This is a genomic window from Rhodobacter flavimaris, from assembly GCF_021378075.1.
Classification (GTDB): domain Bacteria; phylum Pseudomonadota; class Alphaproteobacteria; order Rhodobacterales; family Rhodobacteraceae; genus Rhodobacter; species Rhodobacter flavimaris.
Window position 1 is genome coordinate 27,710 of record NZ_JAJUOS010000016.1, and the last position, 11,005, is coordinate 38,714.

Consider the following 11,005-nt stretch of genomic DNA (forward strand, 5'->3'; position numbering starts at 1 on the left):
TCACTCCTGCGGGGGAATACGGGCAAGGCTTTGCTTGCGGAAAATCACGGGGCGCTCGCGCCAGGGAACAAGGCCGTCTTCGCTGGCGGCATAGGCGGCGGCGCCCTGAAGGATCTCGGCGGCATCGGCCGAGGTCATCCGGCCATAGACATAGGTCCACTTACCCGGCGAACTAAGCGCCACCGAGCAGCCGTTTGTGCATGCCGAGAGGCATTCGACAGGGCGGATTTCGACGCCCTCGGGGGCACCGTGGCGCTCAAGCGCGCGATGAAGCATGGTTCCGGCGCGCTCGTCACTCGCGACGTTAAGCGGGCAACCGGCGCAGCCCCCGTTCATAACCCGGTCGTTCGGGCAGCCATCGCAAACCGACTCCGAGGCGCGGCAGGTGGTGCAGACGTGTAAAACGGCGCTCATCGAGGCCCCTTTCCTGCGGCGACCGGGGCGCTGTCCAGAGGCGCGCCCATAAGAGCCGCCTGCCGGTTGCGGAACACCCCGTCCGCCCGTTCATTTCCTCGCGCGGGCAGGTCTCCCGGCTTGCGGATCCCGGGCCCCCGAGGTGGGTAGGCCCATCGGTTGGCCCACCTTCCCGGCATCTGCCAGTGGTCGGGCCGACCTCTCCGGTCACGGTCGCGGGGGCGGCTGCGCTTCGGGTTTGGACGCCTCTCGGTCGCAAACCCTGTCGCATTCCCTCTTCACCTGTCATAGGACAGGACCAGCGCGCCCTTTCCCTGAGACAGGCGCCCCCCTTTGTCAAGAACGAGGACCGCCGCAATGACCACCGAAAGCGACGACCGCAAGGATTCCGACCGCCACGCCACCAAGATGGCAAAGAAGAAGGCCGCGCGGGACAAGATCATGGCGACGAAATCAGGCGAGAAAGGCCTGATCATCGTCCATACCGGGGCGGGCAAGGGCAAGTCCTCCTCGGGCTTCGGGATGATTCTGCGTTGCATCGCGCACGGGATGCCCTGCGCTGTCGTTCAGTTCATCAAGGGCGCCTGGGACACCGGCGAGCGCCGCCTGCTGACAGAGAATTTCGGTGATCTGTGCCAGTTCCACGCCATGGGCGAGGGCTTCACCTGGGAAACCCAGGACCGCGAGCGTGACATCGCCGCTGCCCGCGCAGGCTGGGAAAAAGCCAAGGAGCTGATCCGCAACCCGGAAATCCGTATGGTCTTGCTCGATGAGATCAACATTGCGCTGCGCTACGATTACCTTGACCTGAACGAAGTGCTCGAGTTCCTGCGCACCGAGAAACCCGCCTTGACCCATGTCGTCCTGACCGGCCGCAACGCCGCCGAGGGCCTGATCGAGGCGGCGGATCTGGTGACGGAGATGACGCTTGTAAAGCATCCGTTCCGGTCAGGCGTAAAGGGCCAACCCGGCGTCGAGTTCTAAGCGTCTAAGGCCGGGGGCCAGCCCCCGGACCCCCGAGGTATTTCGGCCAAGAAGAATGGAAAGGGTTTCTTAACCGTGATCGGCCAGAATGGTTTTGCGGTACAGGGAGAGGTCCCGATGACCGCCCAAGGAGAAAGCGCCGCGCCTCCCCCGCCTCGGCGGCCCGAGGTGCGGCGCCCATGCCCTCCCCCTTTCTTCTTGGCTGAAAATACCTCCGCCGGAGGCATCCGCACCTTCAAACCTCGCGACATCGGGAGGGGTTGATGACCGCAATCATGATCCAGGGCGCGGGCTCGAATGTCGGCAAGTCGATGCTGGTGGCTGGCTTGTGCCGCGCGGCAGTGCGGCGCGGGCTGAGCGTTGCGCCGTTCAAGCCGCAGAATATGTCCAACAACGCGGCGGTGACGACAGATGGCGGCGAGATCGGGCGCGCGCAGGCATTGCAGGCGCTGGCTTCGCGGCTGGAGCCGATCACCGACATGAACCCGATCCTGCTCAAGCCCGAGACCGACGTGGGGGCGCAGGTCGTGGTTCAAGGCAAGCGCATCGCGACGGTCAAGTCGCGCGACTATGCCGCGCTCAAACCGCGGCTGATGGGTGCGGTGCTGGAGAGTTTCAACCGCCTCAAGGCGTCGCATGATCTGGTGATCGTCGAGGGTGCCGGCTCGCCCGCCGAGGTCAATCTGCGCGCAGGCGACATCGCGAATATGGGGTTTGCGCGCGCAGCAGATGTTCCGGTGATCCTTGCAGGTGACATTGATCGGGGAGGGGTGATCGCGCAAATCGTTGGGACGCAGGCCGTGCTCGACCCCGAGGATGCCGCGATGATCGCGGGCTTCCTGATCAACAAGTTCCGTGGCGACCCGAGCCTGTTCGACGATGGCTACCGGCTGATCGAGGCGCGCACGGGTTGGCGTGGCTTCGGGGTGCTGCCCTGGTTTTCGCAGGCACACAGACTGCCAGCCGAGGATGCGCTCGACCTGCGATCCGGGCCGTCTTCGGGTGGGATAAAGATTGCCTGCCTCGCGCTTTCACGCATCGCGAATTTTGACGATCTCGATCCGCTGAAGGCCGAGCCAGGCGTCGATCTGGTCATGGTGCGCGCGGGCGAGACGATCCCTTGTGATGCGCAGCTCGTGATCATTCCGGGCTCTAAATCGACACGGGGCGATCTGGAGTTTCTGCGCGCGCAAGGATGGGACATTGACCTCATGGCGCATTACCGGCGCGGCGGGCATGTGCTGGGGATTTGTGGCGGTTATCAGATGCTCGGCCGCGTGGTCCGCGACCCCGGCGGGATCGAGGGCGCTCCGGGGGAAACGGCGGGCCTCGGGTTGCTCGACGTCGAGACCGAGATGACGCCTGACAAGCGGCTGACGCGCACGCGGGCGGTTCACGCGGCCTCGGGGCTGGAGGTCGAGGGCTATGAGATCCACATCGGCCGCACCGAAGGCCCAGACCGCGCGCGCCCCTTCGCGCAGGTCGATGGCCAGCCCGAGGGCGCGATCTCGGCCTGCGGGCGGGTGACCGGCAGCTATCTGCACGGGCTCTTCGCCGCCGATGCCTTCCGCGCGGCCTTCCTTGGGCAGCTCGGTATTGCTGCCTCGGGCCTCAGCCATTCGGCGGGGGTCGAGGCGGCGCTGGACGCGCTGGCCGATCACGTCGAGACGCATCTCGACGTTACGGGGATATTGTCGCTCGCGCGTTAGGTCAGTGCGGCATGCAGGCGTTCCCACTCGACGGAGGCGCCCGGTAGGCCCAGGCGGATCCAGCGGTCCGAATAGGGAAAGATGCGGCTCCAGATTTTCTGGCGCGCAAGGTGGTCCTGCGCTGCTGCGGCGTCAGGCGTCGCGTAGGTGCGGAAAAGCGCGCAGCCGCCGACAAGCGACCAGCCCGCCGCACCTGCCAAGGCGTCGATGCGGGTGACCTCGGCTTCAAGCCGTGCGATGGTGTCGCGTCGCCAGTCACTATCCGACAGTGCTGCGCAGCCGATCTCGATCGCCGCGCCCGAGACGGGCCAAGGACCGGCCATGTCCGAGAGGCGGGCGATAAGGCCCTCGGCGCCGAAGGCAAACCCAAGACGCACCCCTGCCAGCCCCCAGAACTTGCCAAAGGAACGCAGGGCGAGGATCGGACCGGGATCGGCGATCACGGAAAGCGCGGGCGTCGGGTCGGCGAAGCTCTCATCGACGACTAGTTGGCCCACCTGCTGCGCCAGCGCGCGCAGGGTCGCAGGCGCATGGCTGCGGCCATCGGGATTGTTCGGATTGACCACGATGGCCAGATCGGCACCCGCCAGATTCTCGAGGGTAGAAACCTCGGTGACGGTCCAGCCTGCCGCGCGCAGGGAGGCCGCATGTTCGTTATAGGTGGGGGCCAGAACGCTGGCCTGACCCTTCGGCATAAGGCGCGGGATCAGCTGGATCGCCGCCTGCGCCCCGGCAAGGGCCACGCCCGGCGCCTGCGTTCCGAAAGCGACTTCGGCGGTGCGCATCAGGCGCGCCTTGGCCTCGGCGGTGGGCAGCATGGTCCAGGCCTCGGGCGACAGGGCGGGCACCGGGTAGGGCACGCGATTGATGCCGGTCGAGAGGTCGATCCAATCACCCCCGCCGTAATGGGCCTTGGCCCAGTCGATATTCCCGCCGTGATCGCGCATCACATCCCCAGCACCGCCAGCGCCCCGATCAGCGCGGTCAGACCCAACATCGTGCGGCGGTAAAGCGCAAGTCCCCGGTCGAGGTCAACCGCCGCCGGATCGGGGCAGGCGCCGTTCACCCAAGGCTCCTCGGCCACGCGGTCGGCATAGATGCGCGGCCCCGACAGGCGCACGCCAAGCGCCCCGGCCATCGCGGCCTCTGGCCAGCCCGCATTGGGCGAGCGGTGGTGGCGCGCATCACGCATCATGCAGGCCAGCGCCCCGCCCGCGCCCCCCGAAGCCAGCGCGAACAAAAGCCCGCTCAACCGCGCCGGGATCAGGTTCACCAGATCGTCGATCCGCGCCGAGGCCCAGCCGAATTCCTCATGGCGCGGGGTGCGATGACCGATCATCGAATCAAGCGTATTGATCGCCTTGTAGGCGGCGATCCCCGGCAACCCGGCGACCACGCCCCAGAACAGCGGCGCCACGATCCCGTCCGAGCTGTTCTCGGCCAGGCTTTCCAGCGCGGCACGGGCGACTCCGGCCTCGTCCAGGCGGCTTGGGTCGCGGCCGACGATCATTGACACGGCATGGCGCGCGGCGGGCAGATCGCCCGCCACCAAGGGGCGCGCAACCGCGACGACGTGGTCATGCATCGAGCGCAGTGCCACCAGCGGCCAGGCCAGAATGCCGCCCAAAAGAATGCCGAGCCACCCTTGCGGCAGGGCCGATTGCACGGCAAGGCCAAGCCCCCCGGCCAACCCGATGACAAGCAGGGCCGCAGCCACCCCGCGCAGGCGACGCGCAGGCCCCTCGCGGTTCCAGCTGCGGTCAAGCCAGCCGATCAGCGCGCCGATCCATGTCACCGGATGGCCGATCCGCGCGTAAAGCGCATTCGGCCAGCCGAAAGCCAGATCGCAGCCGATGGCCACCAGCATCATCGCGGCGAAACTCATGCCGAGCCTCCGCGAAACTGGATCACGCCGCGCAGGCCCGCGTCGCGCAGCATCTGCGCCGCACCCCTTGGAACGCATCCCGGCGCAAAGATTAGCCCGCGCGCCGCCCCGGTATGGGCGATGCAATACCCAAGCGCCCCGACGCGCTGCGCAAGCTCGGCCGTCGGATCGCCCGAGGGGCCACGCAGCGCCAGCGTCCGCGCGGCGCTTTCCGAGGCAAGCGCCGCGAACCCGGCAAGATCGTCTGCCCTGCGCCAAGCCTGCACAAGGTCTTCGACATCGGGAAAGTCGCTGTCGGTGGCAATCGTGCGCCGCGGCGCCCCCCAGAGGCCGCCGATCATCTCGAACTTCGGCACGGGCGGCAGCGACTCAAGGCACCGACCCTGACGCGAGGCCCAGAGCATCCGCTCCGGGCGCGCGAACATCAGCGGGTCCGAGGCGCCCTCGACCCCGACACAGGCCGCCGCCAGATCCTGAGGGCTCCCGCGCCAGCCTGCCAGCAGCGCCAGCGCGACGAGGCTGGCCGTCGAGACGCCGGTGCCGCAACCGGGCTCGGCCAGCGGATGCAGCGCGAAATGCCCGCGCGGGCGCAGCCCCAACCGCGCCAGCATCTGCCGCGCCAGTGCCGGGGTCAGAAGCCCACCATGCAGGTTCAGCCCCGCGCGCGGCACGGATTGCCCGCGCACCCCAAGCGCCGGGCACGGCACCGAGATCAGCGCAACCGGACCCGAAGGCCCCAGCCGCCCCTGAAGGAACTCTCCGAAATGGCCCGGCACATGGATCACGCGAACACCCGATTAACCTCGGCCACCGACCAGCCGCCGCGCGGATGGAACTGCACCCGCGTCAGCGACAATGGCGCGATCTGAAACGCCAGACCGCCCGGAACCGACCCCGTCGCCAGCGCCAGCGCCACCCGCACGATCCCTGCATGGGCGACGATGGCCACCTGCCCGCCGCGTCCACCGACATCATGCAGGGCCGGGGCGATGCGCGCGTGCAGATCGGCAAAGCTCTCACCCTGCGGCGGTCGGTGCACCGCCAGCTCGGCCGTCGAGAGCGCGCCGATATCGGGCAGATCGCCGAAGGGCAGCCCCTCCCACGCGCCGAAGTCCTGCTCCCAGAAACGCGGATCGGTCTGGCCGGTCAGCTCGGGCCAGAGCGTCCCTGCCGTCTGCTGACAGCGCAGCGCGGGGCTGACCACCAGCGCGGGCGGCACACCCAGGGCCGCGCGCATCCCGGCAAAGGCCGCCGCATCCGAGCAATCCGCCGGAACATCCCTGCGCCCCGCCAGTCGCCCGCCATTGATCTGCGGCGCATGACGGATCAAAAGCAGTTCGGTCGCCTCCTCACGGGCCATGGTCGCATTTCTCCTTTCGTCTTAGCGCCGTTTCTGCTTTGTCAGCGCGCAAGGAACAAGAGGCACGATGACTCGCATCATTCTGGTCACTGGCGGCGCCCGCTCGGGCAAAAGCCGTATCGCAGAGGAGCGGACGCTCGCATTCGGGCGCCCGGCCAGCTATATTGCGACCGCCCAAGCCTTTGATACAGAAATGGAAAAACGCATCGCGACGCATCAGGAACGGCGCGGCGCGGAATGGGTGACCCATGCCGAACCGCTCGATCTTGTCGGCGCGCTTAACATGACCGAGGGCCAGCCGCGACTGGTCGATTGTCTGACACTGTGGCTGACAAACCTGATGCTGGGGGGCCATGACTGGCAATCGGCGGGGCGCGAACTGATCGCGGCCCTGCCCCGACAAGCCAGCCCCGTGGTTCTGGTCACCAATGAAATCGGCGCCGGGATCGTGCCCGAAAACAAGCTAGCCCGAGACTTCCGCGATGCCGCGGGTCTTCTTAACCAATGGGTCGCGGCAGTGGCGGACGAAGTCACGCTTGCCGTCGCGGGCCTGCCACTGAAAGTAAAGTGATGCGCTTCGAGTCCCTGTCCCAGATCCCCGCCCTGGCAAACACCCTGCCCGCCGGTGACGCCGCCGCCCGCGCCGCGGCCCTTGCACGGCAAAACAGCCTGACCAAACCCCCGGGATCGCTTGGCCGACTGGAAGATCTGGCGCTGTTCATGGCCGAATGGCGCGGCACCGAGCGCCCGGTAATCGCCAAGGCGCAGGCGCTGGTCTTTGCGGGCAACCATGGCATCTGCGCGCAGGGCGTGAACCCCTACCCGCAGGCCGTGACCGCGCAGATGGTGGCGAATTTCGAGCATGGCGGCGCGGCGATCAACCAGCTCTGCCGGGCGAATCGCGCCGATCTGAGCGTGGTCGCACTCGATCTGGACAATCCCACCGCCGATTTCACCACCGGCCCCGCGATGACCGAGGCCGAGACGCTCGACGCGATGAACCGGGGCGCGGCGGCCGTGGACATCAGCGCCGATGTGCTGATCCTGGGCGAGATGGGCATCGGCAACTCGACCATCGCGGCGGCGCTGTCCTCGGCGCTGTTTGATGCAACGCCTGCCGAATGGGTCGGGCCGGGCACCGGCTCGGACGCCGAAGGGCTTCGCCGCAAGGTCGTCGCCATCGAGAAGGGCCTTGCACTGCATGGCGGTCAGGATGCGATGACGACGCTGGCCGCCCTTGGCGGGCGCGAGCAGGCGGCGATCTGTGGTGCGGTGCTGGCCGCGCGCGCCGCGCGCATCCCGGTGATCCTTGACGGCTTCATCTGCACCGCCGCCGCGGCGACCCTGCATGCCGCCGATCCGCGCCTGCTCGATCACTGCGTGGTCGGCCACGCTTCGGCCGAGCCGGGCCACCGCCGCCTGCTGGCCGCCATCGACAAGAAAGCCATCGTTGAGTTCGACATGCGCCTTGGCGAGGGCTCGGGCGCGGCGCTGGCGCTCGGCATCCTGCGCGCGGCGCTGGAGTGCCACAACGGCATGGCCACCTTCGGCGAGGCGGGGGTCTCGGAGGCATGATCCGTGCAGCGCTTGGACAGGTGCAACTGGCGGTGATGCTGCTCACGCGGCTGCCCGCCGGACGCCTGCCCGAGCCCGCGCCTTTGATGGGCGCCAGTGCCTGGGCCTTTCCGCTGGCCGGCCTGGCGGTGGGCGCGATTGCTGCGGTTGTTATAAGTGGCGCGATGGCGCTTGGGCTGCCGCCCATTCTGGCCGCTGGCCTTGCGCTGGCGGCGCAGATCGCCGCGACCGGCGCACTGCATGAAGACGGGCTGGCCGATGTCTGCGACGGGTTCTGGGGCGGCCATGACCCCGCCCGACGGCTGGAGATCATGCGCGACTCGCGTATCGGTTCCTATGGCACGCTCGGCCTGATCTTGTCGGTCGGGCTGCGCTGGCAGGCGCTGAGCCTGCTGGCATCCACCGCCCACCCTTGGCTTGCGATTATCGCTGTTGCGATGACCAGCCGCGTGGCCTCTGCTGCGCTGTTGGCGGCGATGCCGCCCGCGCGCAGTGACGGGCTTGGCCGTGCAGCCAGCGGAGTGACCGGTCGCGCGGCGATCCTCGCCGCCGTGATCGCGGGGCTACCCGCGATGGCAGTTCCCGGCATGGGCGCGGCCATCGCCGTGCAAATCGTGCTCAGCCTTGGCCTCGCCGTCCTTTCCCGGCGCAAGATCGGCGGGCAGACAGGAGACGTTCTGGGCACCGCCCAGCAACTCGCCGAGATCGGCGCCCTGCTGACCCTCGCCGCCCGCGCCTAGCGCTTTTTCAACGCATCGAGCAGCGCCGCGCCAAACGCGCCGGTATCGCCACCCTTCGGACCGGCCTGCATCGGCCCGCGCGGAGCCTTGCCCTTGGGCGCGCCCTTGTTGGCATCGCGCGCGGCGCGGTCCTCCTTGGCGCTGGTGCCGCCATCCTTGCGCATGGTCAGGCCGATGCGCTTGCGCGGCACGTCCACCTCGGTCACGCGCACCTTCACCACATCGCCCGCCTTCACCACCTCATGCGGGTCCTTGATGAAACGGTCGGCCAGCTGGCTGACATGAACCAGCCCGTCCTGATGCACGCCGATATCGACGAAGGCGCCGAAGGCCGCGACATTCGTCACGGTGCCTTCCAGCACCATGCCCGGCTTGAGATCGGTGATCTCTTCGACGCCATCGGTGAAGGTCGCGGTGACAAAGCTCGGGCGCGGGTCGCGGCCGGGTTTTTCCAGTTCGGACAGAATGTCACGCACGGTCGGCAGGCCAAAGCTTGCATCGACGAAATCCTCGGCGCGCAGGCGTTTGAGCGTCGCACTGTCACCCATCAGCGCGCGGATGTCGCGCCCGCAGGCCTTCACGATGCGGCGCGCGACGTCATAGGCCTCGGGGTGAACGGCCGAGGCATCAAGCGGCTCGGCCCCGTCGCGGATGCGCAGGAAGCCCGCACATTGCTCGAAGGCGCGGGGGCCAAGGCGCGCGACCTTCAGCAGATCGCGCCGTGCGGCAAAGGCGCCGTTTGCGTCGCGATGCGCCACGATGGCCTCGGCCAGCCCCGGTCCAAGGCCCGAGACATGCGCCAGAAGCGGCGCCGAGGCGGTGTTGAGGTCAACCCCCACCGCGTTCACCGCGTCCTCGACCACGGCCTCAAGCGAGCGGCCCAGCCGGTGCTGATCGACGTCATGCTGATACTGGCCGACGCCGATCGACTTCGGCTCGATCTTCACCAGTTCCGCCAGCGGGTCTTGCAAGCGTCGCGCGATCGACACGGCGCCGCGCAGGCTCACGTCCAGATCGGGGAACTCGCGCGCCGCCAGTTCCGAGGCCGAATAGACCGAGGCCCCGGCCTCGGACACCACCACCTTGGTCGGCGCCTTGACGCTGGCCGGCAGCGCGCGGATCATATCGGCGACCATGCGCTCGGTCTCGCGGCTGGCTGTGCCGTTGCCGATGGCGATCAGCTCGACCCCGTGGCGCGCGATCAGTGTCATCAGCGCCGCCTGTGCGCCGCGCAGATCGTTCTTGGGCTGGAACGGATAGACCGTCGTCGTCTCGACCACCTTGCCGGTCGCATCGACCACGGCGACCTTGACGCCCGTGCGGATTCCGGGGTCTAGGCCAAGCGTCGGGCGCGCCCCCGCCGGGGCCGCCAACAGCAGATCCTTGAGGTTGCGGGCGAAGACCTGGATCGCCTCATCCTGCGCGCGGCCGCGCAGATCGCCCAGAAGATCAAGCATCATCGACAGGCTCAGCTTGACCCGCCAGGTCCAGCCCGCCGCGGCCCGCAACCAGACATCGGCCTTGCCGCCGCCGCGCGCCTCAAGCGCCGCCGCCACCATCGCCTCGGCCCGCGCGACGCCCTCTTCGTCGGGCGCGATGTCCAGCGTCACGACCCCTTCGTTCGAGGCCCGCAACATCGCCAGCGCACGGTGCGAGGGCACATCGGCCCACCGCTCGCGATGATCGAAATAATCCGAGAATTTGGCGCCCTTGTCTTCCTGCCCGGCAATGACCTTGGCCGTCAGCAGGGCCTCTTTTTGCAGGAAGGCCCGCAGATTACCCAGAAGGGTGGCGTTCTCTGTCAGGCCCTCGGCCACGATATCGCGCGCACCGGTCAGGGCGTCCTTGACCGTGGGCACCGCCTCGGACAGATAGCCCGCCGCCAGCGCCTCGGGGTCCGCCGCGCGGTCAGAGAGGATCGCCTCGACCAGCGGCCCAAGCCCGTTTTCCCGCGCAATCATCGCCTTGGTGCGGCGCTTGGGCTTGTAGGGCAGGTAGATATCTTCCAGCGCCGCCTTGGTCTCGGCCTGCTGGATCTGGCGCGCGAGATCGTCGGTCAGCTTGTCCTGCTCGGCGATCGACTTGAGGATCGCCGCGCGCCGCGCCTCCATCTCGCGCAGATAGGCGAGGCGCTCAGCCAGCAGGCGCAGTTGCGTATCGTCGAGGCCGCCGGTCGCTTCCTTGCGATAGCGCGCGACGAAAGGAACCGTCGCGCCTTCGTCCAGCAGGGCGGTCGCGGCGCGGACCTGCTCGGGGCGCGCGCCGATGTCTTTGGCGATGGTCTGGGCAATGCGCTGTTCGGTTTCCAAGGCTGTCCTCCCGGCTGGCTGGGCAGCCT

Annotated in this window: 11 protein-coding genes and 1 riboswitch; of the genes, 5 read left to right on the forward strand and 6 right to left on the reverse strand. The window is 68.2% G+C overall.

Annotated elements, in window-relative coordinates; translation table 11 throughout:
- The gene (locus LZA78_RS16255) at positions 1-414 is read right to left on the reverse strand and encodes a DUF1636 family protein (RefSeq protein WP_233677967.1); all 414 of its coding nucleotides are present in this window, start codon (positions 412-414) and stop codon (positions 1-3) included.
- A gap of 88 nt (positions 415-502) precedes the next feature.
- Positions 503-732: riboswitch (cobalamin riboswitch) on the reverse strand.
- A 39-nt stretch (positions 733-771) separates the two neighbouring features.
- Between LZA78_RS16255 and cobO the strand changes: the two genes are divergently transcribed.
- Positions 772-1,398 carry a cob(I)yrinic acid a,c-diamide adenosyltransferase gene (gene cobO / locus LZA78_RS16260; protein WP_233677968.1) on the forward strand — a complete coding sequence of 209 codons (627 nt, stop codon included), beginning with the start codon at positions 772-774 and terminating at the stop codon, positions 1,396-1,398.
- Positions 1,399-1,661: 263 nt separating this feature from the next.
- A complete protein-coding gene (locus LZA78_RS16265) occupies positions 1,662-3,107 on the forward strand; it encodes a cobyric acid synthase (protein ID WP_233677969.1) in 1,446 nt (481 codons plus the stop codon).
- On the opposite strand, the gene cobD is transcribed toward LZA78_RS16265, so the two are convergent.
- Genes cobD through LZA78_RS16285 form a run of 4 tightly spaced genes read right to left on the reverse strand, consistent with a single transcriptional unit; the run spans position 3,104 to position 6,352 of the window.
- Complete coding sequence (gene cobD, locus LZA78_RS16270; RefSeq protein WP_233677970.1) at positions 3,104-4,054, reverse strand: threonine-phosphate decarboxylase CobD; 951 nt, start codon at positions 4,052-4,054, stop codon at positions 3,104-3,106. The two genes, LZA78_RS16265 and cobD, sit on opposite strands and share 4 nt — an antisense overlap.
- The gene (gene cbiB, locus LZA78_RS16275; RefSeq protein WP_233677971.1) at positions 4,054-4,992 is read right to left on the reverse strand and encodes an adenosylcobinamide-phosphate synthase CbiB; all 939 of its coding nucleotides are present in this window, start codon (positions 4,990-4,992) and stop codon (positions 4,054-4,056) included. The genes cobD and cbiB overlap by 1 nt, the downstream gene beginning before the upstream one ends.
- Positions 4,989-5,777 carry a propanediol utilization protein gene (locus tag LZA78_RS16280; RefSeq protein ID WP_233677972.1) on the reverse strand — a complete coding sequence of 263 codons (789 nt, stop codon included), beginning with the start codon at positions 5,775-5,777 and terminating at the stop codon, positions 4,989-4,991. Before LZA78_RS16280 ends, cbiB begins: the two co-directional genes overlap by 4 nt.
- Entirely contained in the window at positions 5,774-6,352 is a 579-nt protein-coding gene (locus tag LZA78_RS16285) for a histidine phosphatase family protein (RefSeq protein WP_233677973.1), read from the reverse strand. The genes LZA78_RS16280 and LZA78_RS16285 overlap by 4 nt, the downstream gene beginning before the upstream one ends.
- Positions 6,353-6,419: 67 nt before the next feature.
- Between LZA78_RS16285 and cobU the strand changes: the two genes are divergently transcribed.
- Genes cobU through cobS form a run of 3 tightly spaced genes read left to right on the forward strand, consistent with a single transcriptional unit; the run spans position 6,420 to position 8,667 of the window.
- Positions 6,420-6,923 carry a bifunctional adenosylcobinamide kinase/adenosylcobinamide-phosphate guanylyltransferase gene (gene cobU, locus LZA78_RS16290; RefSeq protein ID WP_233677974.1) on the forward strand — a complete coding sequence of 168 codons (504 nt, stop codon included), beginning with the start codon at positions 6,420-6,422 and terminating at the stop codon, positions 6,921-6,923.
- Positions 6,923-7,927, forward strand: coding sequence for a nicotinate-nucleotide--dimethylbenzimidazole phosphoribosyltransferase (gene cobT / locus LZA78_RS16295; RefSeq protein ID WP_233677975.1), 1,005 nt, complete (start codon positions 6,923-6,925; stop codon positions 7,925-7,927). Before cobU ends, cobT begins: the two co-directional genes overlap by 1 nt.
- Positions 7,924-8,667: an adenosylcobinamide-GDP ribazoletransferase gene (gene cobS, locus LZA78_RS16300; RefSeq protein WP_233677976.1), complete on the forward strand. Its 744-nt coding sequence runs from the start codon at positions 7,924-7,926 to the stop codon at positions 8,665-8,667. Before cobT ends, cobS begins: the two co-directional genes overlap by 4 nt.
- Here the strand turns inward: cobS and LZA78_RS16305 are convergent.
- Positions 8,664-10,976 carry a Tex family protein gene (locus LZA78_RS16305; RefSeq protein ID WP_233677977.1) on the reverse strand — a complete coding sequence of 771 codons (2,313 nt, stop codon included), beginning with the start codon at positions 10,974-10,976 and terminating at the stop codon, positions 8,664-8,666. The two genes, cobS and LZA78_RS16305, sit on opposite strands and share 4 nt — an antisense overlap.
- Positions 10,977-11,005 lie beyond the last annotated feature (29 nt).